Annotated in this window: 18 protein-coding genes; 8 read left to right on the top strand and 10 right to left on the bottom strand. The window is 70.6% G+C overall.

Annotated features, from left to right (window positions below; translation table 11 throughout):
- The first annotated feature begins 14 nt into the window (after positions 1-14).
- Positions 15-1,130 (top strand): alpha/beta hydrolase-fold protein, encoded by a 1,116-nt coding sequence (locus tag C8250_RS24750; RefSeq protein WP_187144974.1) that lies wholly within the window; start codon positions 15-17, stop codon positions 1,128-1,130.
- Here the strand turns inward: C8250_RS24750 and C8250_RS24745 are convergent.
- Positions 1,117-2,397: a glycosyltransferase family 87 protein gene (locus C8250_RS24745; RefSeq protein ID WP_244809342.1), complete on the bottom strand. Its 1,281-nt coding sequence runs from the start codon at positions 2,395-2,397 to the stop codon at positions 1,117-1,119. The genes C8250_RS24750 and C8250_RS24745 overlap by 14 nt on opposite strands.
- Positions 2,398-2,544: 147 nt before the next feature.
- Between C8250_RS24745 and C8250_RS24740 the strand changes: the two genes are divergently transcribed.
- Positions 2,545-3,300 (top strand): SDR family oxidoreductase, encoded by a 756-nt coding sequence (locus C8250_RS24740; RefSeq protein WP_138355143.1) that lies wholly within the window; start codon positions 2,545-2,547, stop codon positions 3,298-3,300.
- Between the two features lie 60 nt (positions 3,301-3,360).
- On the opposite strand, the gene C8250_RS24735 is transcribed toward C8250_RS24740, so the two are convergent.
- A complete protein-coding gene (locus tag C8250_RS24735; protein ID WP_138355142.1) occupies positions 3,361-4,554 on the bottom strand; it encodes an RtcB family protein in 1,194 nt (397 codons plus the stop codon).
- Positions 4,555-4,750: 196 nt separating this feature from the next.
- Between C8250_RS24735 and C8250_RS24730 the strand changes: the two genes are divergently transcribed.
- From C8250_RS24730 to C8250_RS24720, 3 genes are all read left to right on the top strand, one after another.
- Positions 4,751-5,563 carry a hypothetical protein gene (locus tag C8250_RS24730; protein ID WP_138355141.1) on the top strand — a complete coding sequence of 271 codons (813 nt, stop codon included), beginning with the start codon at positions 4,751-4,753 and terminating at the stop codon, positions 5,561-5,563.
- A 98-nt stretch (positions 5,564-5,661) separates the two neighbouring features.
- Entirely contained in the window at positions 5,662-6,354 is a 693-nt protein-coding gene (locus tag C8250_RS24725; RefSeq protein ID WP_138355140.1) for a DUF3558 domain-containing protein, read from the top strand.
- A gap of 106 nt (positions 6,355-6,460) precedes the next feature.
- Positions 6,461-7,783 carry a DUF2637 domain-containing protein gene (locus tag C8250_RS24720; protein WP_138355139.1) on the top strand — a complete coding sequence of 441 codons (1,323 nt, stop codon included), beginning with the start codon at positions 6,461-6,463 and terminating at the stop codon, positions 7,781-7,783.
- 55 nt (positions 7,784-7,838) lie between these two features.
- Here the strand turns inward: C8250_RS24720 and lysS are convergent, their stop codons facing one another.
- Positions 7,839-9,590 (bottom strand): lysine--tRNA ligase, encoded by a 1,752-nt coding sequence (lysS, locus tag C8250_RS24715; RefSeq protein ID WP_138355138.1) that lies wholly within the window; start codon positions 9,588-9,590, stop codon positions 7,839-7,841.
- A 162-nt stretch (positions 9,591-9,752) separates the two neighbouring features.
- On the opposite strand from lysS, the gene argS reads away from it, so the two are divergent.
- Positions 9,753-11,513, top strand: a complete 1,761-nt coding sequence (argS, locus tag C8250_RS24710) for an arginine--tRNA ligase (protein WP_138355137.1) — start codon at positions 9,753-9,755, stop codon at positions 11,511-11,513.
- A gap of 348 nt (positions 11,514-11,861) precedes the next feature.
- On the opposite strand, the gene C8250_RS24700 is transcribed toward argS, so the two are convergent.
- On the bottom strand, positions 11,862-12,233 hold the full coding sequence (locus C8250_RS24700) for a hypothetical protein (RefSeq protein ID WP_138355136.1): 372 nt from the start codon (positions 12,231-12,233) through the stop codon (positions 11,862-11,864).
- A gap of 104 nt (positions 12,234-12,337) precedes the next feature.
- Entirely contained in the window at positions 12,338-12,895 is a 558-nt protein-coding gene (locus C8250_RS44900; RefSeq protein WP_307811595.1) for an ATP-binding protein, read from the bottom strand.
- A gap of 175 nt (positions 12,896-13,070) precedes the next feature.
- Here C8250_RS44900 and C8250_RS24690 point away from each other — a divergent pair, with 175 nt between their 5' ends.
- Both C8250_RS24690 and C8250_RS24685 read left to right on the top strand, forming a co-directional pair.
- A complete protein-coding gene (locus tag C8250_RS24690; RefSeq protein WP_187144973.1) occupies positions 13,071-13,895 on the top strand; it encodes a helix-turn-helix transcriptional regulator in 825 nt (274 codons plus the stop codon).
- The gene (locus C8250_RS24685) at positions 13,892-14,173 is read left to right on the top strand and encodes a DUF397 domain-containing protein (RefSeq protein WP_138355134.1); all 282 of its coding nucleotides are present in this window, start codon (positions 13,892-13,894) and stop codon (positions 14,171-14,173) included. Before C8250_RS24690 ends, C8250_RS24685 begins: the two co-directional genes overlap by 4 nt.
- Here C8250_RS24685 and hemB read toward each other — a convergent pair.
- The 5 genes from hemB to C8250_RS24660 form a co-directional block, all read right to left on the bottom strand.
- Complete coding sequence (hemB, locus tag C8250_RS24680; RefSeq protein WP_138355133.1) at positions 14,170-15,159, bottom strand: porphobilinogen synthase; 990 nt, start codon at positions 15,157-15,159, stop codon at positions 14,170-14,172. The two genes, C8250_RS24685 and hemB, sit on opposite strands and share 4 nt — an antisense overlap.
- A gap of 286 nt (positions 15,160-15,445) precedes the next feature.
- The gene (locus C8250_RS24675) at positions 15,446-17,062 is read right to left on the bottom strand and encodes a uroporphyrinogen-III synthase (RefSeq protein ID WP_138355132.1); all 1,617 of its coding nucleotides are present in this window, start codon (positions 17,060-17,062) and stop codon (positions 15,446-15,448) included.
- Positions 17,059-18,048 carry a hydroxymethylbilane synthase gene (gene hemC, locus C8250_RS24670; protein ID WP_138355131.1) on the bottom strand — a complete coding sequence of 330 codons (990 nt, stop codon included), beginning with the start codon at positions 18,046-18,048 and terminating at the stop codon, positions 17,059-17,061. The genes C8250_RS24675 and hemC overlap by 4 nt, the downstream gene beginning before the upstream one ends.
- The gene (locus C8250_RS24665; RefSeq protein ID WP_138355130.1) at positions 18,045-19,370 is read right to left on the bottom strand and encodes a glutamyl-tRNA reductase; all 1,326 of its coding nucleotides are present in this window, start codon (positions 19,368-19,370) and stop codon (positions 18,045-18,047) included. The genes hemC and C8250_RS24665 overlap by 4 nt, the downstream gene beginning before the upstream one ends.
- Positions 19,367-20,077 (bottom strand): redox-sensing transcriptional repressor Rex, encoded by a 711-nt coding sequence (locus C8250_RS24660; protein ID WP_138355129.1) that lies wholly within the window; start codon positions 20,075-20,077, stop codon positions 19,367-19,369. The genes C8250_RS24665 and C8250_RS24660 overlap by 4 nt, the downstream gene beginning before the upstream one ends.
- Between the last annotated feature and the right edge of the window lie 49 nt (positions 20,078-20,126).

Raw genomic sequence — 20,126 nt, 5'->3', positions numbered from 1 at the left:
AATCGAGAGTTGTGATGAGCCTGACGGGGACCCCGTTCTTCCTGTGCACGATCCTCTTCGTGCTGGTCGCCCTGGCACTGCCGCTCACCCTGTGGAGCCGGCTGCGCGGACCGCGGGCGGTACGGCACGCGGCCAGATTCGGCATGCTGCTGCTCTGCCAGGTGACCTCGGTGCTCATGGTCTTCGTGATCGTGAACAACTCCAACAACCTGTACGACAATTGGGAAGACCTCCTCGGCACCGGCACCCACGTCCAGGCCACCGCCGACCTCGGTCCCGACGGAGGCGCGGCGCAGGCCAAGCGCGAGCCGAAGATCGAGCAGAAGTTCAAGCAGGCCAAGGGCCCGAACATGGACGACGTCCAGCAGGCCGACCTCAAGGGCCGGGTGTCCGGCGTCCAGGGCGAGGTCTACGTCTGGCTGCCGCCGCAGTACAACGACCCCGCCTTCAAGGACAAGCAGTTCCCGGTCGTCGAGATGCTCCCCGGCTACCCCGGCTCCGCCAAGGCCTGGTACGGCACCCTCAAGGTCCAGTCGCAGCTCAAGCCCCTGATGGCGAGCGGCAAGGTCGCCCCGTTCATCCTCATCTCACCGCGCACCACGCTGCTCGGCGGCCAGGACACCGGCTGCGCCAACATCCCCGGCAAGGTCAACGCCGACACCTGGCTGAGCGTCGACGTCCGCCGCATGGTGACCGACAACTTCCGCGTCCAGGACAACGCCGCGGGCTGGGCCGTCGTCGGATACTCCGCCGGCGCCCACTGCGCCGCGCGCCTCGCCATCGAGCACCCCGACCGGTACGCGGCCGGCGTCAGCCTGTCCGGGTACAACAACCCCGCCGCGGAGAAGGACTCCCTCACCGCCAAGGACCCGGTGCTGCGCGAGAAGGCCAACCCGCTGTTCATGCTGCAGCACGCCGCGCACCCGCCGCACACGGCGCTCTACATCTCCGGCGCCTCGGGCGACGGCTACCAGGACGGTGTGGCCCTGCGGAAGGCGGCGAAGACCCCGACGAAGGTCAAGGTCGTGCAGATCGCGGAGGGCGCCGGCGGCCACGGCACCGCCGTCTGGAAGTCCCAGGTCCCCGACGTCTTCCGCTGGCTCACCGAGCAGGGCTTCAAGGTCCGCTGACCGTCCGCCGGGGCGGCACCGTTCCCCGCCACAGCCGCGCCGCGGACAGCACCGCAGCCCCCAGCAGGATCAGATCGCGCGCCGCCAGCAGCAGCGCCGCCGGGACCGAGCCGCCGAGCAGATCCCGGAACAGGTACGGGAACACCGCCGTCGTCAGCACGCACGCGGCGAGCACCAGCCACGCCACCGGCCGCTGCGTCGTCCCCCGGTGCAGCAGGCACACCGCCGCCAGGCCCACCAGCCACACCATGTACTGCGGGCTGATCACCCGGCTCGTCACCACGAACAGCAGAACGGCCGTCAGCGCCGCGTCCGGCAGCACCCAGGCCTCCGTACGCCCCACCCGCGACCGCACCCGCCACAACAGCAGCCAGCCGAACGCGACGACCGTCAGGGCCGCACTCACCCGCGCCACCACCTGCACATACGGGCCGATGAACTCCATCGAACCGTCGCGCGGCGCCCAGTGCCCCGACCAGCCGAAGTGCCGCGCCAGATGGAACGGCAGCGCGCCGAGCGACTCCACCTCGATGCCGCGGTCCCCCTGATACGTCAGAAACGACAGCGCGCCCGGCATCGCCAGCAGGAAGACCACCGTCACCAGCACCGCCGACACCGCCGCCGCCACCCACGCGTGCCGGGTGCGCCGCCCGCGCGCCGTACCCACGAGCAGCAGCACCGGCCACACCTTCACCACCGCGCCGATCCCGACCAGCACCCCGAACACCCGGTCCGCCCACACCCGCCGCGTACCGGCCGCCAGCAGCGCCCCCACCGCGACCGCCGTCACCATCACGTCGAACCGGCTCCACGGCACCGTGCTCAGCAGCGGCAGCCCCGCCACCCACATCCAGACGCCGGCGACACTGCGCCGGCCGTCCGGGTACCGGGCCGCGTACACCAGCGCCGCCAGCACCGCCGCGTCGCACACCGCGCACAGCACGATGAACGCGTGCGAGTAGTCCAGGAACGGCACCAGCCGCGGGGCGAGAATCGGCAGCGCGGCGCCCGGCGGGTACTGCCAGGACACGTCGTCGTGCGGGAAGCTGCCCGAACTCAGCACGTCGTACCAGCCGCGGTACACCTTCGACACCGAGACGTCCGGGCCGTCCTTGCTGCTGAACGGGCCGAGCCGCAGCGCCGCGGACACCAGCACCAGCCGGGTCAGCAGCCATACGGCCACCGGCCACAGCAACCGCCGCCGCGCCGGGCGCGCCCCCGCTTCCGCCACCCGCGCCGCAGCGGCGTCCGTGCCCGTGCCGACCACTGAACTGATTCCTCCATGAACGATCCGGCCCGGCCGGAACACCCGGGCACGACGATGCTAATGAAGATCCGATCCGGACGGCGGACGCCACCGACCCGCCACTTATGCTCGATGGGCAAGCCATCCGCAGTCGAAAGGCGCCGTGACATGAGCATCCGTACCGCAGTGGTCACCGGGGCGAGCAGCGGCATCGGTGCCGCGACCGCCCGCAAGCTCGCCGCCGCCGGCTACCACGTGCTGCTCACTGCCCGCCGCGCCGACCGCCTCGAAGCGCTCGCCAAGGAGCTCACCGCCGCGGGCCACTCGGCCGCCGCGCACGCCCTGGACGTCACCGACCGCGCCGCCGTCGACGCCTTCGCCGCGTCCCTCGACCGCTGCGACGTCCTCGTCGCCAACGCGGGCGGCGCCCTCGGCGCCGACACCATCGCCACCTCGGACCCCGCCGACTGGCGCGCGATGTACGAGGTCAACGTGCTCGGCGTCCTCAACATCACCCAGGCCCTGCTCCCGGCCCTCACCGCCAGTGGCGACGGCACGGTCGTCGTGCTCTCCTCCACCGCCGGCCTGGCCAGCTACGAGGGCGGCGGCGGCTACGTGGCCGCCAAGCACGGCGCGCACGTCATCGCCGAGACCCTCCGCCTCGAACTGTGCGGCGACCCGGTCCGCGTCATCGAGATCGCGCCCGGCATGGTGAAGACCGACGAGTTCGCCGTCACCCGCTTCGGCGGCGACGCCGACAAGGCCGCCAAGGTCTACGCGGGCGTCGCGGAACCCCTCTCCGCCGACGACGTCGCCGACACCATCGCCTGGGCCGTCACCCGCCCCGCGCACGTCAACATCGACCTCCTCGTCGTCCGCCCCCGCGCCCAGGCCTCCAACTACAAGGTCCACCGCGAGCTCTGAGCAGGACATGCCGGTGGGGGCAGGTGATCACACCCGCCCCCACCGCCGTACCGACGTGTCTCAGCCCTTGACGCAGACGACCTGCTTCAGCTTCGCCACGACCTGGACCAGGTCCCGCTGCTGCTCGATGACCTTCTCGATCGGTTTGTACGCACCCGGGATCTCGTCGACGACGCCGGAGTCCTTACGGCACTCCACGCCCCGCGTCTGCTCCTCCAGGTCGCGCGTCGTGAACCGCTTCTTCGCCGCGCCCCGGCTCATCCGGCGGCCCGCGCCGTGCGAGGCGGAGTTGAACGCGTCGGCGTTGCCGAGGCCCTTCACGATGTACGAGCCGGTGCCCATCGAGCCCGGGATGATGCCGAACTCACCGGAGCCGGCCCGGATCGCGCCCTTACGGGTGACGAGCAGGTCCATGCCGTCGTAACGCTCTTCCGCCACGTAGTTGTGGTGGCAGCTGATCACGTCGTCGAAGGTCACCTTGGCCTTCTTGAACTCCTTGCGGACCACGTCCTGGAAGAGCGCCATCATGATCGCGCGATTGCGCTTGGCGTACTCCTGCGCCCAGAAGAGGTCGCTCCGGTAGGCCGCCATCTGCGGGGTGTCGGAGATGAAGACCGCGAGGTCGCGGTCGGCCAGGTCCTGGTTGTGCGGCAGCTTCTGCGCCTCGCCGATGTGGTACTCGGCAAGCTCCTTGCCGATGTTGCGGGAGCCGGAGTGCAGCATGAGCCACACGGAGTTGTCATCGGCGATCGTTACTTCGCAGAAGTGATTGCCTCCGCCGAGCGTTCCCATCTGCTTCGTGGCCCGTTCATGACGGAATTTGACCTCTTTCGCCAGCCCGTCAAAGCCCGCCCAGAACTCGTCCCACCCCGCCGTCGGGAAGCCGTGCATACGGCGCGGGTCGACCATCTCCTGGTGCATGCCACGCCCGACCGGGATCGCCTGCTCGATCTTCGAGCGGAGCCGGGACAGATCGCCCGGCAGGTCGTTGGCCGTGAGGGAGGTCTTCACCGCGCTCATGCCGCAGCCGATGTCGACGCCGACCGCCGCGGGGCAGACCGCGCCGTGCATGGCGATGACGGAGCCGACCGTCGCGCCCTTGCCGTAGTGGACGTCCGGCATCACGGCGAGGCCCTTGATCCAGGGCAGCGACGAGACGTTGCGGAGCTGCTGCATCGCGCCGTCCTCGACGGAAGCCGGGTCGGTCCACATGCGGATCGGCACCCGGACGCCGGGCACCTCGGTGTAGGACATCTCCATCCCCCTTCTCGAACGGACAAATGGGCACAACGAAATCACGCCGTGACGACATCAATAATGTGGACGAAACGCCCGATAACCACAGGCGGCCACGCAGCCGCGTCAGCAGGTGCGGTAGACATTGTGTCCACGGCACGCACGCGCGCGCCAAGGGATTTCGGGGCACCCCCCGGCGGAAGGAGCCTGGCCAGTGCAGCCATCGCGAGGACTGCTGGGCATCGTCTGCGCGGCCGTACTGGCCGTCTCGGGGCTGAGTGCCTGCACCGCGGACGGCGATGCGGACCCGGCGGCGGTGGACGCCAAGTCCGCGACCGGTGACCAGACGATCGTCCCCGCGCCGCCCGGCAAGTACCGCAAGCTGCCGGAGCCGTGCGGCTCGCTCGGACCCGACACGCTCAAGAAGCTGGTGCCGAACGCACCGGACTACACGGGTGATGCCGAGCTCACCTACGACACCAACCGGCGGGTCGGCTGCACCTGGACCGGTGAGACGTCGCAGGGGAACCGCTATCTGCAGATCGACTTCGAGCGGGTCGTGTCGTACGACCCCGGGGTGAGCGACGAGGCGCAGGCCGAGTCCGACTACGACACCAAGGTGCTGCAGGCCGGCATCCCGACGACCCCGGGCACTCCGGGCGCTCCGGGCGCTCCGGGCGCTCCGGCGACGACGCCGCCCGTGGCGCCGCCCGGCAGCCCGGCCGGTCTGCCGGGCCAGACGCCCACCACCGCGCCGGCCTCTCCGGCGACCTCTCCGGTGACCTCCCCCGATCTCGCACCGCGACTGCTCACCGATGTCGGCGACGCGGCCTTCCTCGACGACGAGCTGATGACCCGCGACTCGGGGGTGCACCGTGACATCACTCTCGTTTTCCGTACGGCGAATGTCCTCGTGACCGTCTCGTACGCGCAGTGGTCGGCGGACAAGGCCACCGCTCCGCAGAGCGCTGACCTGCAGCAGGGCGCGGAGCAAGTGGCGGACGTGCTCGTCAAGACGATCAAGTGACAGCGGATCGTCCGATAACGGACGCCCCGTAGGCTGTCCGTTTCCCGGCCCCGGCCGGCCCACCGCCCCGTCGGAGCAACGAAGTGAGCGAAGGACCCATGCACCGTTCAGCACCGCGAATCGCCCGAGTTCTCGCCTGTGCCGCCGTGCCGGTACTGCTCGTCGCCGGCTGCTCGTCGGGGTCGGACTCGTCCAAGAAGCCGGACGGCGCGGGCTCGGGCAAGACGTCCGCTTCGGCGGCTCCCGCCGCCGCCGCGAAGTTCGCGAAGCTGCCCGACGCCTGCAAGTCGGTGACGCAGGCCACCGTGGCGCGACTCGTCCCGAAGGTGAAGTCCGCGGCGGGCACGGCGGCGAAGTCCTCGGTCCAGGACCAGCGCGGCGGCTGCTCCTGGAACGGGCTCGACGGCTACCAGTTCCGCTGGCTGGACGTGAGCCTGCAGCGCTTCGACTCGGCGAACGGTGTCGGCAGCGGCGAGGAGCAGGCCAAGAAGCGCTTCGCGGAGCAGGTCGCCACGGCGACCCAGGTCAAGGGCGCCACGTCCGCGAAGGCGGACGGCGTCGGCGACGAGGCGACCCTGGTGAGCGCGCTGGTGGAGAAGGACAAGCTGAACTACCAGGACGAGACGGTCGTCGTGCGGACCGGCAACGTCATCGTGATCCTCTCCCACAACGGGGCGGGCTTCGAGGGCGCGAAGACCCCGGCGGCCGATCAGCTGCAGAAGGACGCGGTCGCGGCGGCGAAGGAGACCGTGGCTTCGGTCGCGGCGGCGAACGCGGCGGCGAACACGTAACAACTCCGGTCGCACCTGCACCGGTTTCAGCACCTTTGTACGACCTGGCCGCGCCCCCATATGACAGGCTGGGCCGTCCAGTTGCCGAGGGTGGGAGGGGTCGCGGGTGCCCGCGATACGTTTGACCCGGACGCACCGGATTCTTGTCGGTGTGGTCGTCGCCGGTGCGGTGGTGATCGCCGCGATCGGTTTCGCGGGATCGTACGCCGCGGTGCGGGAGCTCGCGCAGAACAAGGGCTTCGGCTGGTTCGCGAACGTCTTCCCGATCGGGGTGGACGCCGGGATCGTGGTGCTGCTGGCGCTGGATCTGCTGCTGACGTGGATGCGGATCCCGTTCCCGCTGCTGCGCCAGACCGCGTGGCTGCTGACCGCCGCGACCATCGCGTTCAACGGCGCGGCCGCCTGGCCCGACCCGGTCGGGGTCGGCATGCACGGCATCATCCCGGTGCTGTTCGTCGTCTGCGTCGAGGCCGCCCGGCACGCGGTGGGCCGGGTCGCGGACCTGACGGCCGACAAGCACATGGAATCGGTCCGCCTCACCCGCTGGCTGCTCGCCCCCTTCCCCACCTTCAAGCTGTGGCGCCGCATGAAGCTGTGGGAGCTGCGCTCCTACGACCAGGTCATCCGCCTCGAGCAGGACCGCCTCGTCTACCAGGCCCGCCTCCAAGCCCGCTACGGCCGCGCCTGGCGCCGCAAAGCACCCATCGAGGCCCTCATGCCGCTGCGGCTGGCCCGCTACGGCATCCCCCTCGCCGAAACCGCCACCCTCGGCCTCGCCGCCGCCGGCATCACCGTCCAGGAACCGGTACCGGCCCAGCCGCCCGTACCCGTGGCCGCCCTGGCCCTGGAGACGGTGCACCCGGCCGCCCAGCAGGAACAGCGGGAGCAGGAGCAGCTTCAGCCGGAACCACAGCAGCAGCGGCAGGCGCAGCCGGAGCCCGCGCCGCGGCCCGTGGCCCGGCAGGAGCCGGTCCGGGAGCCCGCACGCGCTCGAATACCGGCGCCCGCACCCGAACCCGTACCGGAGCCGGCACCGGGGTCCGACGGCCGCCCGATGGTCCCTGTCTCCCCCGGCCGCGTCCGTACTCTCGCCAATGGCTACGGCTCCGTGAACGTCAACAGCTACATCCCGGAACCGGACCCCGAGCCCGAACCCGACCCGGAGCCGGAAGCGGAACCCGCCCTGCACCGCCCGCCGCACATCGAGCCCGACGTGCCGCGCGAGGAGCAGTACTACGGGGCGTTCCGCCGCTATGTCGTCGAGGTCAACGAGTTTCCCAACCCGCGTCAGTTCGGCCGCTATCTGCTGGAGAACTACGGCGTCACGGGACGCACCGGCGGCCCGCTCAGCGAGGGGACGCTGCGCCGCTATCTGACGGAGTTCGAGTCGCAGTACCGGACCGAGTGGGACTCGGAACAGGTCCCGTAAACGCCTGATCCCCCGGCCGCCGGAGAATCCGGCAACCGGGGGATCGTTGTGATCGTCAGGCGCCCAGCAGCGTACGGACGCGGTCCGCGCCCACCGCGAGCAGCAGGGTGGGCAGCCGGGGGCCGGTGTCCCGGCCGACGAGCAGCTGGTAGAGCAGCGCGAAGAACGAGCGCTGCGCGACCTTGAGTTCGGGCGTGGGCTTGGCGTCGGCGTCCAGGCCGGCCTGGAGCTTCGGCACGGCGTAGACGAGGGTCGTCAGGCCGTCCAGCGACCAGTGGTCGTCGAGTCCGTCGATGAGCAGGTCGAGCGCGGCCCGGTCGGTGGCCGGGAGCGCGTCGAGGGTCTCGGTGTCGGGCTCGGTGCGGACCCGGGTGCGCTGGTCGGCGGGGACGTGGGTGGTGATCCACGCCTGTGCGCGGTCGAGCCGCGGCCGGGTGGCGTCGAGCGAGGTGACGGGGTTGGCGGGGTCGAGGTCGCGCAGGATGCGCAGCGTCTGCTCCTCGTCGCCGGTGGTGATGTCGACGACGGAGGCGAGCGTCCGGTACGGCAGCGGGTGCGGCGTCCTCGGCAGCTCACCGGCGGCGGTGCGGGTCGCGCGGCTGTACGCGGCGGCGTCGGCGGCCTGCACCGAGCCGTCGGCGATCTTGCGCTCCAGCGCGTCCCACTCGTCGTAGGTGCGCTGGATCTCCTGGTCGAAGGCGATCTTGAACGACTGGTTGGGGCGGCGGCGGGCGTAGAGCCAGCGCACCAGCGGCGCCTCCATGATCTCCAGCGCGTCGGACGGCGTGGGGACGCCCCCGGCCGAGCTGCTCATCTTGGCCATGCCGCTGATGCCGACGAAGGCGTACATCGGGCCGATGGGCTGCTCACCGCCGAAGATCTCGCGGACGATCTGACCGCCGACGACGAAGGAGGAGCCCGGCGAGGAGTGGTCGACGCCCGAAGGCTCGAAGATCACGCCTTCGTACGCCCAGCGCATCGGCCAGTCGACCTTCCAGACCAGCTTGCCGCGGTTGTGCTCGGAGAGCTTCACGGACTCGGCGTGGCCGCAGGCGCAGGTGTAGGAGAGCTCGGTGGTCTCGTCGTCGTAGGACGTGACCGTGGTGAGGTCCTTGTTGCAGACCGAGCAGTACGGCTTGTACGGGTAGTAGCCCGCGCCGCCGGTGCCGTCGTCCTCGTCGGCCGCGCCGGAGCCCGCGGCGGCTTCGACCTCGGCCTCGTCGAGCGGCTTCTGCTGCTTCTGCTGCGGCTTCTTGCCGGTCGCCGGCTTGTCCTTCGTCCGGTACCGGTCGAGGATCGCGTCGATGGCGGCACGCTCGCGCATGGCGAAGAGGATCTGCTCGCGGTAGGCGCCGGCCGTGTACTGCTCGGTCTGGCTGATGCCGTGGAACTCGATGCCCAGCTCGCCGAGCGCGGCGATCATCGGCGCCTTGAAGTGCTCGGCCCAGCTGCCGTACTCGCTGCCCGCCGGCGCCGGGACCGCGGTCAGCGGCTTGCCGATGTGCTCGGACCAGGACGGGTCGATGCCGTTGGGCACCTTGCGGAACCGGTCGTAGTCGTCCCACGAGATGATGTGGACGCACTCACGACCGCGGCGGCGGATCTCGTCGGCCACCAGGTGCGGCGTCATGACCTCGCGCAGGTTGCCGAGGTGGATCGGGCCGGACGGGCTGAGACCCGATGCGCAGACGATCGGTTTGCCGGGGGCGCGACGGTCCGCCTCGGCAATGACCTCGTCCGCGAAACGGGAGACCCAGTCGGTCTCGGGGCTCTGAGCCACGATCGGCACTTCCTTCCTCGACAGCATGTCGCACCCATTCTCACAGACCGCAATGCGGCGTCGCGCACGGATTACCGGCGGCTCGCCCGCGGCTCGCGATCAGCCGGATTCAGGGACCGAAAAGGGGATGCGCTCCCGTGGGATACTCAAAGGGTTTCCCACTCCCCCAACCGGAATGGCACCCACCCCATGGCCTCGGTCGCATCCCTTTCCGCCTCTGTCCAGCAGCGTGTCTCGGCCGCCCTGGCGGCCGCCGTGCCGTCGGCCGTCGATGCCGACCCGCTGCTGCGCCGAAGCGACCGGGCCGATTTCCAGGCCAACGGTGTGCTGGGCCTGGCGAAGAAGAACAAGGCGAACCCGCGGGAGCTCGCGGCCCAGGTCGTCGCCGGTCTGCCCACCGACGAGCTGATCTCCGAGATCGAGGTGTCGGGCCCCGGCTTCCTCAACATCACCATCTCCGACGCGGCGATCACCACGACGCTGGCCGCCCGCGCCGCCGACGACCGGCTCGGCGTGCCGCTGACCGCGGACCCCGGCACCACGGTGATCGACTACGCCCAGCCGAACGTGGCCAAGGAGATGCACGTCGGCCATCTGCGGTCGTCCGTCATCGGTGACGCCATCGCCAGGATCCTGGAGTTCGAGGGCGAGACGGTGATCCGCCGGCACCACATCGGCGACTGGGGCACCCAGTTCGGCATGCTCATCCAGTACCTGATCGAGCACCCGCACGAGCTGGACCACTCCCCCGCCGACACCGACGGCGAGGCGTCGATGTCCCGCCTCAACCGGACGTACAAGGCAGCCAGGACGCTCTTCGACGCCGACGAGGCGTTCAAGGACCGGTCCCGCAAGCGGGTCGTGGACCTGCAGGCCGGGGAGCCGGAGACGCTGGCGCTCTGGCAGCGGTTCGTCGACGAGTCGAAGATCTACTTCTACTCGGTCTACAACAAGCTGGACATCGCGATCCAGGACGACGACATCGTCGGCGAGTCCGCGTACAACGACATGCTCGTCGAGACCTGCCGGATCCTCGAGGACACCGGCGTCGCGGTGCGCTCCAACGGCGCGCTCTGCGTCTTCTTCGACGAGATCAAGGGCAAGGACGGCGAGCCGGTCCCGCTCATCGTGCAGAAGGCGGACGGCGGCTTCGGCTACGCGGCCACCGACCTGTCGGCGATCCGCGACCGGACCGGCAACCTGAAGGCCGACACCCTCCTCTACGTGGTGGACGCCCGGCAGGCGCTGCACTTCCGCATGGTCTTCGAGACCGCCCGGCGGGCCGGCTGGCTCACCGAAGAGGTCACCGTCAAGCACCTGCCGTTCGGCACGGTGCTGGGCAAGGACGGCAAGCCGTTCAAGACCCGTGAGGGTGAGACCGTCCGGCTGGTCGACCTGCTCGACGAGGCCGTCGAGCGGGCCGCCGTCGTCGTGCGGGAGAAGAACGAGGAGCTCTCCGACGAGGAGGTCGCGGAGCGCGGCGCCGAGGTCGGCATCGGCGCGGTCAAGTACGCGGACCTGTCGACGTCCCTGGGCCGCGACTACGTCTTCGACCTGGACCGGATGGTGTCCCTGACCGGCGACACGAGCGTGTACATCCAGTACGCGTTCGCCCGGACCCAGTCCATTCTCCGCAAGGCCGGAGAAGCCCGGGCCGTCGCCCGCCCGGAGCTGCCGCTGGCCCCGGCCGAGCGCGCGCTGGGCCTGCTGCTGGACGAGTTCGGTGACGCCCTCGCGGGTGTCGCGGACACCTACGAGCCGCACAAGCTGGCGTCCTACCTCTACGCGGTCTCCTCGGCCTTCGCGACGTTCTACGAGCAGTGCCCGGTCCTCAAGCCCGAGACCCCCGCGGACGTCCGCGAGAACCGGCTCTTCCTCTGCACCCTGACCGGCCGCACGCTGCGCCAGGGAATGACGCTGCTGGGCATCCACACCCCCGAGCAGCTCTAGGTTCTGTCCGCCACGGCAGCGCCCGGCCCCCGTGTGGAGGGCCGGGCGCTGCCGTGTTTGCAGGGCTACAGGTGCTGGACGGGCGGCATGATCAGCACGATCGCCACCAGGCAGGACCGAGGCAGCACGAGCACATCCACCCATCCCCCGCTCGCCAGCTCGAACCTGCGAACGCCGCCGGGCTGACCTGGCCGGGGCCCGGATCCCAGATCGCTGACGTCAATAGCCAACCCGGCGAGGGCTACAGCTCGGCCGCGATGTGCTCGGCCTCGGCCACGACGTGCGCGGGCACGCCATTGGTCAGTTGCTCGTCGGGAACGTAGTCCCACCGCCATCCGTCACCGTCGCTCATGTGCCGTCCTCGCCCCGGTCGAGCCCGGCCTCGATCGCAGCAGTGGCAAGGATCGCGCCTACTTCAGCGGCCACGCGGCGGGCCTCGTCAAGGTCATCCACGGTCGCTGCCCGCGCTTCCAGCTCGCGCAGTCTTGCCGCGCGGTCGGGGTGCCGCTCGATCGCGACGTACACGGCCCACTGCTCGACAAAACGCCGCAGCGGCGCGGCTGAGACAGCGGCACGGGCCGCGTCGGTGGCGGCGATTCTTTCCTGGTCGAACGCAGGAAGCCGGACAGGAGCCACTATCGCCAGAGCCGAACGGAGCGCCTCGGGCGTAGCGGCTGGTTGCGGCACCTGACCGGGGCTGCTCGCTCGTTCTGCGCTCATGGTCGGCTCGTCTCCTTCGGCTCGGGTGGCGTCTCCATACTGCCTCGCCCGGCCGGTTCCCGTGGCACCGTTTCACCGGCAACCCGGCAGGGCCCGGCCCGGGCTCAGACGGGCACCACGTGTACGTCCTGTGCGTCGAGTTCCGGAAGGTCTTCGCACCCGTAGATCAGTTCCATGGCATCCCGTACTTCACGCCGCTCCGCCTCCGTGAGCTGATCGTCCGAGACCCCGGGCAGCGCCGGAAGCACATCTGCCCCCGCCGTGGCCTCGACGATCACCCGGTCGATCCCGGCGAACTGCGTCTCTACGGCCTCGGCATCGCCGCACGCGAACTCGCACCAGACGATCTTGCCGGGCTCCCGCAGGGCCTCGCCCCACTTCTCGGAGAGCGCCTGCACCAGCAGCAGCCCGCGCCCCGACTCGCAGCCCGCGCCGGAGTCCGGAACGAGGTGCGGGTGACCATCCCCGCTGTCGTGGACCTCGATGCGCAGCGGACCGTCACCGGTGACGGCGAGGTGGAGCAGGAACCCGCGTCCGGCGGGGACGCCGTGCAGGAGTGCGTTGGTGGCCAGTTCGCTCACGCAGAGCAACACCGCGTCCGCGAGCTCCCCGAGTCCCCACCCCACCAGGGCCTGCCGGGCGAACTCCCGTGCAGCGGGCACGGATCGCCTCTCACGTGGGTAGAAACACGCACGGGAACCGGTCGGTCGGATGTCGTCGTTCATGCGGCAAGGGTTGCGCTCAGTGACTACGGTGGACCAGAGCGTCAACCCGTACGGATCGCGCGTACGGGCGCGTCGCCGGTCACGTACGGACCCGGGTGGGGAGTTGGTCACCATGCACCCCTGGCAGAAGCCGAAGAAGAACGCGTCCGCACTGCGGCTCGTGGGCGCCCAGGTGGCCATGTTCCGCAAGGTCGCCGGACTCACCCAACGAGAACTGGCCGAGCGCCTCATCGTCCACGAGGAGACCATCGCCTCCATCGAACAGGGCAGACGCGCCCTCCAACCCGACCTCGCCACCGACATGGACCGCGCCCTCGACACCAAGGGCGCCCTCGCGGTAGCGGTGGAACACCTGCCGGAGCGGGACAAGTACCCGGTCTGGGCGGCGGAGTTCATCACGTACGAGCGGGAGGCCATCACCCTCTCGTCATACGAGAACCAGGTTCTGCCCGGGCTGCTCCAGACCGAGGACTACGCCCGCGCGACCTTCCGGAGCAACGTCCCCTCGCTCAGTGAGGATGCGATCGAGGAACGCGTCACGTCGCGGATCGAACGTCAGGCGGTCCTGCACCGCACAGACCCACCGAGCGCCAGCTTCATCATCTCCGAGGCCGTTCTCATGGACCGGCTGGGAAGTGCAGCGGTGTTCCGCGAACAGCTTCGGTGGTTAGGGGAGTTGACGGACCTCCCCGGTGCCTCGCTCCAGGTGATGCCGTTCGGCCGCAGAACCCATGCCGCGCTCGCGGGCCCCTTCGTCCTGTTGGAGACACCCGACCACGACCACCTCGCCTACACCGAGGCCCAGCGCGGCAGTCACCTGGTCTCCAACCCCGATGAGGTCAGCATCCTCGCTCGGAAATATGCGATGCTGCGAACCCAGGCTCTCAATCCTGAGGACACCAGGAGCCTGCTGGATCGGCTGCTAGGAGACGCATGAACGGCGCACCGACCACCACCTCCGCCACCAACAACCTGACGTGGTTCACATCCAGCTACAGCAGTGAAGAAGGCGGCAACTGCGTCGAGATCGCCTACGCCTGGCGCAAGTCCAGTCACAGCAGCGACGAGGGCGGCAACTGCGTAGAAGTCGCCGCCCACCCGGCCGCAGTCCACGTCCGGGACTCCAAGGACCCGGACGGACCCGCGCTCACGTTCACGCCCGCCGCCTGGGCGGACTTCGCCGCCTTCGCGGCAAGCCACTCGGCCCAGCGCTAGCGCGAAAGCTTCTGGGCGACCTCGGTCGCCCAGTACGTGAGGATCATGTTCGCGCCCGCCCGCCGCACGCACGTCAGGGTCTCCATGATGGTGCGGTCGCGGTCGATCCAGCCGTTCGCCGCCGCCGCCTCGACCATCGCGAACTCGCCGCTGACCTGGTAGGCCGCCACGGGTACGTCGACCGTGTCGGCGACCTTCCGCAGCACGTCCAGATACGGCAGCGCGGGCTTGACCATCACCATGTCGGCGCCCTCCGCCAGGTCGAGCGCCAGCTCGCGCAGCGACTCGCGGAAGTTCGCCGGGTCCTGCTGATAGGTCTTGCGGTCGCCGGTCAGCGACGAGTCGACGGCCTCGCGGAAGGGCCCGTAGAAGGCCGACGCGTACTTCGCCGTGTACGCCAGGATGGACACGTCCTCGAACCCGACCGCGTCCAACGCGTCGCGCACGATGCCGACCTGACCGTCCATCATCCCGGACGGCCCCACCACATGAACGCCCGCGTCGGCCTGCACCTGCGCCATCTCGGCGTAGCGCTCCAGCGTCGCGTCGTTGTCGACCCGGCCCTGCGCGTCGAGCACCCCGCAATGGCCGTGGTCGGTGAATTCGTCCAGACACAGGTCGGACATCACCACCACCGCGTCCCCGACCTCACCCACCACGTCACGGATGGCGACCTGGAGAATGCCGTCCGGCTCGGTGCCCTGCGTGCCGAGCGCGTCCTTCACCGCCGGCACACCGAACAGCATGATCCCGCCGACGCCCGCCTCGGCCGCCTCCAGGGCCGCCTTACGGAGCGTGTCGCGGGTGTGCTGGAACACGCCGGGCATGGAGGAGACCGCCACCGGCTCACTGATGCCCTCACGGACGAACATCGGCAGGATCAGCTCAGCGGGGTTCAGCCGGGTCTCGGCGACCAGGCGCCGCATCGCCGGACTGGTGCGCAGCCTGCGGGGGCGCGCTCCGGGAAAATCACCGTAGCCAGTCATGTCCGTGCCTTCCTCCAACACCGGAGCCATTCCAGACGTCCACGCTACGCCTGGTCCCAGCATGCTCTTCCCGACTAAAAGTCGGCCGGAGCGAACGGAGGGGGGACGTGGGGCACACCCACCCACCGACCGGAGGGGACGTGGCGGGGTGTCCCCGCAGGACGACGAACGAATCGGGCCGTCACCTTGCAACGGACACGAGCGTTCGTCGTCCGAGGAGATACCCCGGCGCGGCCCCGCCCTGTCAGAGCGGACCGCACCGTACCCCTCGTCCCAAAAAAACGCGTCAGACGCGCGCCCGCCGCCGCGACCCCGGCCGCCGCTCGCTGGGCCGCGTCACAGGATCGCCCGCGTCCTCCGCCGCCACCCGCCGCGCCGTACCGAAATCGGCCAGCGCCTGCGCCAACGCATGCACGGACGGCTCCGGCGACATCACGTCGACCCGCAGCCCGTGCTCCTCGGCGGTCTTCGCCGTGGCCGGCCCGATACAGGCGATCACGGTCACGTTGTGCGGCTTACCGGCGATCCCCACCAGATTCCGCACCGTCGACGACGACGTGAAGAGCACCGCGTCGAACCCGCCGCCCTTGATCGCTTCCCGAGTATCCGCAGGCGGAGGCGAGGCGCGCACCGTCCGGTAGGCGGTGACGTCGTCAACCTCCCACCCGAGCTCCACCAAGCCCGCCACCAGCGTCTCCGTGGCGATGTCGGCGCGCGGCAGGAAGACCCGGTCGATCGGGTCGAAGACCGGATCGTACGGCGGCCAGTCCTCCAGCAGTCCGGCCGCGGACTGCTCACCGCTCGGCACGAGATCCGGCTTCACGCCGAACTCGACCAGCGACTGGGCGGTCTGCTCGCCGACCGCTGCGACCTTGATCCCCGCGAAGGCGCGGGCATCGAGCCCGTACTCCTCGAACTTCTCCCGCACCGCCTTGACCGCGTTCACGGAGGTGAAGGCGATCCATTCGTAGCGTCCGGTGACCAGGCCCTTCACGGCCCGCTCCATCTGCTGCGGGGTGCGCGGCGGCTCGACGGCGATCGTCGGCACCTCGTGCGGGACCGCGCCGTACGAGCGCAGCTGGTCCGACAGCGAGGCGGCCTGCTCCTTGGTGCGCGGCACCAGGACGCGCCAGCCGAACAGCGGCTTGGTCTCGAACCAGGACAGCTGGGCGCGCTGGAGACTGCGCTGGCCCACCACGGCTATCGCCGCGATCGGGCCCTCCGGGGTCGGCAGGGCCTTGGTGGCCTTGAGCTCGGAGGCGATCGTGGCCAGTGTCGCGGTCCACGTGCGCTGCCGGGTCGTCGTACCGGCGACCGTGACCGACAGCGGGGTGTCGGGCTTGCGGCCCGCCGCCATCAGTTCGGCGGCGGTGGCGACCACGGTCTGCAGCGTGGTGGTGAGGACCAGCGTGGCATCGCTCGCCCCGACCTCGCTCCAGCAGCGGTCGGACGCGGTGGCGGCGTCGACGAAACGGACGTCGGCGCTGAGCGGGACCCCGGCGTAGGCGGGTACGCCCATCGCCGCGGAGACGCCCGGTACGACCTCGAAGGGGATGCCGGCCGCCGCGCAGGCGAGCATCTCGCTCGCCGTGCAGTTGTCCAGGCCGGGATCACCCGCTACCGCACGGACGACCCGCTTGCCGGTGCGTGCGGACGTCATGACAAGCTGGGTGGCGGCAGCGGAGGCGTCCAACGCGCCCTCGCCTACCGCTGGTTCAGCCGTGCCCACATCTGCTCGGGCGTGCGTACGCACGACCTCCAGCACGTGCGGCTCGCCGACCAGCATGTCGGCATGAGCCAGCGCCTCGACGGCGCGCAGGGTCAACAGCCCGGGATCACCGGGCCCGGCACCGAGGAAGGTGACGTGGCCGAGGCCGGAGTGATTGACGGCGGTGGGGCTCAAAGTACGCGCTCCCCCATAAGACCGGCTGCGCCCTTGGCGAGCATCTCGGCCGCGAGTTCGCGACCGAGAACCGCGGCGTCATCCGCGGACTCAGGGGTTGCACCAGTGATGGACATCTGCACCAGCTGGGTGCCGTCGGTCGTGCCGACGACCCCCCGCAGGCGCAGCTCGGAAATCTGCCCGTCGGCCACCAGGTCGGCGAGCGCGCCCACAGGGGCGGAGCAGCCGGCCTCAAGGGCGGCGAGCAGTGATCGTTCCGCGGTGACGGCGGCCCGGGTGAACGGGTCGTCGAGCTCCGCGAGCTGTGCGGCCAGTGCCGGTCCCGCCGCGTTACCGGCGGCACATTCGACGGCCAGCGCCCCCTGTCCGGGGGCGGGCAGGACGGCTTCGACGGGGATCAGCTGGGTCGCCTCGGCGAGGCGGCCGAGACGGCTGAGCCCGGCGGCGGCCAGGACGACGGCGTCGAGTTCGCCAGAGGTGACGAAGCCGATGCGGGTGTCGACGTTGCCACGGATCGGCACCGTCTCGACCGCTCCGCCCAGGCTGCGGGCCCAGGCGTTCAACTGTGCCATCCTGCGCGGCGATCCGGTGCCGACGCGGGCCGGCCGGCCCAGCGCGGCGGCGGCCGCCACGAGCTCCTCGAACGTCAGCCCATCGCGGGCCACGAGCGCGTCGCGCGGGTCCTCGCGGACCGGGATCGCAGCGAGCGTGAGGCCCTCGGCGGGAGTCGTCGGCAGGTCCTTGAGCGAGTGCACGGCGAAGTCGATCTCACCGGCGAGCAGCGCGTCCCGCAGCGCGGAGACGAAGACTCCGGTGCCGCCGATCTGCGCGAGCTGCTCGCGGGAGACATCCCCGAACGTGGTGATCTCGACGAGTTCGACCGGCCGGCCGGTCAGTTGGCGCACCTGCTCCGCCACCATGCCGGACTGCGCCATGGCCAGCTTGCTGCGCCGGGTGCCCAGTTTCAATGCGGTGGGGCCGTTCATGGCCGCCCTCGATTCGGGTCGTCGGCCCTGCTGACGGCGGCGACCGCCTGCGGGTCGAGGTCGAAGAGTTCACGCAGCGCGTCGGCGTACCCGGCGCCGCCGGGTTCGCCCGCGAGCTGCTTGACCCGCACGGTGGGCGCGTGCAGGAGCTTGTCGACGACGCGGCGCACGGTCTGGGTGATCTCCGAGCGCAGCTTGTCGTCCAGGTCGGGGAGCCGGCCGTCGAGCCGGGTGAGTTCACCGGTGACGACGTCGGCGGCCATCGCGCGCAGCGCGACGACGGTGGGGGTGATGCGGGCGGCGCGCTGGGCGGCGCCGAAGGCACCGACCTCGGCGGCGACGATCTTGCGGACCTCGTCGACGTCGGCGGCCATCGGGGCGTCCGCGGAGGCCTCGGCGAGCGACTCTATGTCGACCAGGTGAGCGCCTTCGAGGCCGTGCACGGCGGCGTCGACGTCGCGCGGCATGGCCAGGTCGAGCAGGGCCAGCGGTGCGGCGTCGGCGCCGGTCGCGGTGCGGGTGGCGACGGCGGCGGCGACGGTGGCATGGTCCAGGACCAGCCCGGTCGCGCCGGTACACGACACGACGAGGTCGGCCGAGGCCAGTTCGCCGGCGACGGCGTCGAAGTCGGCGGCCCGGCCGCCGAGCTGCGCCGCGAGCCGCTCCGCGCGGTCGGCGGTGCGGTTGGCGATGACGAGTTCGGTGACGCCCGCGCGGGCCAGGGTCGCGGCGGCGAGCGAGGACATCGAGCCCGCGCCGACCACCAGCACGCGCTTGCCGGCCAGCGGGCCGGTGGTGGCGGCCAGTTGGTCGAGGCCGAAGGTGACGAGGGACTGCCCGGCCCGGTCGATGCCGGTCTCGCTGTGGGCGCGCTTACCGACCCGCAGGGCCTGCTGGAACAGGTCGTTGAGCAGCCGTCCCGCGGTGTGCAGCTCCTGGCCGAGGGCGAGCGCGTCCTTGATCTGGCCGAGGATCTGGCCCTCGCCGACCACCATGGAGTCCAGGCCGCAGGCGACCGAGAACAGATGGTGGACCGCCCGGTCCTCGTAGTGCACATAAAGATAGGGAGTGAGCTCTTCGAGGCCGACGCCGCTGTGCAGCGACAGCAGCATCGACAGCTCGGCGACGCCCGCGTGGAACTTGTCCACGTCCGCGTACAGCTCGATGCGGTTGCAGGTGGCGAGCACCGCCGCTTCGGTCGCGGGCTCGGCGGCCAGCGCGTCCTGCAGCAGCTTGGCCTTGGCCTCATCCGTGAGCGCGGCCCGCTCCAGCAAGCTGACCGGGGCGCTGCGGTGGCTCAGGCCGACGACGAGAACACTCATGCCGGCATCACGGCGGGCACGTCCCCGTCCGGGCCCTGGCCCTGCTCGCCGGCCTTGCGCTGCTCGTGGAACGCGAGGATCTGCAGCTCGATGGAGAGGTCGACCTTGCGGACGTCGACGCCCTCGGGGACCTGCAGCACGGTCGGCGCGAAGTTCAGGATGGAGGTGACGCCCGCGGTGACGAGGCGGTCGCAGACCTCCTGCGCGGCGCCGGCCGGGGTCGCGATGACACCGATCGACACCTGGTTGTCCTCGACGATCGCTTCCAGCTCGTCGATGTGCCGGACCGGGAGTCCGGCCACCAGCTTCCCGGCGAGGGCGGCGTCGGCGTCCATGAGGGCCGCGACGCGGAAACCGCGGGAGGCGAAGCCGCCGTAGTTGGCGAGCGCGGCGCCGAGGTTACCGATACCGACGATCACTACCGGCCAGTCCTGGGTGAGGCCCAGCTCACGGGAGATCTGGTAGACGAGGTACTCGACGTCGTAGCCGACGCCGCGGGTCCCGTAGGAGCCCAGGTAGGAGAAGTCCTTGCGCAGCTTCGCGGAGTTGACGCCCGCGGCGGTCGCGAGTTCCTCCGACGACACCGTGGGCACCGAACGCTCGGAGAGCGTGGTGAGAGCCCGCAGGTACAGCGGAAGCCTGGCGACGGTGGCCTCGGGGATACCTCGGCTGCGGGTCGCCGGTCGGTGAGAACGGCTAGTTGCCACGATGCTCCTGCGGATAGAGCGTAGACGTCCAGGGACCACAGTCCCCGGG

The sequence above is a fragment of the Streptomyces sp. So13.3 genome (genome assembly GCF_005860785.2).
Taxonomy (GTDB): domain Bacteria; phylum Actinomycetota; class Actinomycetes; order Streptomycetales; family Streptomycetaceae; genus Actinacidiphila; species Actinacidiphila fildesensis.
This window is presented reverse-complemented; position numbering and strand designations above follow the sequence as displayed.

What these genes read in the sequence shown, in the direction of transcription:
- hemB (WP_138355133.1), bottom strand. Translation starts at nt 15,159, where the DNA reads ATGACTGGCTACGGTGATTTTCCCGGAGCGCGCCCCCGCAGGCTGCGC.
- C8250_RS24685 (WP_138355134.1), top strand. Translation starts at nt 13,892, where the DNA reads ATGAACGGCGCACCGACCACCACCTCCGCCACCAACAACCTGACGTGG.
- C8250_RS24750 (WP_187144974.1), top strand. Translation starts at nt 15, where the DNA reads ATGAGCCTGACGGGGACCCCGTTCTTCCTGTGCACGATCCTCTTCGTG.
- lysS (WP_138355138.1), bottom strand. Translation starts at nt 9,590, where the DNA reads ATGCTGTCGAGGAAGGAAGTGCCGATCGTGGCTCAGAGCCCCGAGACC.
- C8250_RS24735 (WP_138355142.1), bottom strand. Translation starts at nt 4,554, where the DNA reads ATGTCCTACACCGAGGTGCCCGGCGTCCGGGTGCCGATCCGCATGTGG.
- C8250_RS24700 (WP_138355136.1), bottom strand. Translation starts at nt 12,233, where the DNA reads ATGAGCGCAGAACGAGCGAGCAGCCCCGGTCAGGTGCCGCAACCAGCC.
- C8250_RS24725 (WP_138355140.1), top strand. Translation starts at nt 5,662, where the DNA reads ATGCACCGTTCAGCACCGCGAATCGCCCGAGTTCTCGCCTGTGCCGCC.
- argS (WP_138355137.1), top strand. Translation starts at nt 9,753, where the DNA reads ATGGCCTCGGTCGCATCCCTTTCCGCCTCTGTCCAGCAGCGTGTCTCG.
- C8250_RS24740 (WP_138355143.1), top strand. Translation starts at nt 2,545, where the DNA reads ATGAGCATCCGTACCGCAGTGGTCACCGGGGCGAGCAGCGGCATCGGT.
- C8250_RS24690 (WP_187144973.1), top strand. Translation starts at nt 13,071, where the DNA reads ATGCACCCCTGGCAGAAGCCGAAGAAGAACGCGTCCGCACTGCGGCTC.
- C8250_RS24665 (WP_138355130.1), bottom strand. Translation starts at nt 19,370, where the DNA reads ATGAGTGTTCTCGTCGTCGGCCTGAGCCACCGCAGCGCCCCGGTCAGC.
- hemC (WP_138355131.1), bottom strand. Translation starts at nt 18,048, where the DNA reads ATGAACGGCCCCACCGCATTGAAACTGGGCACCCGGCGCAGCAAGCTG.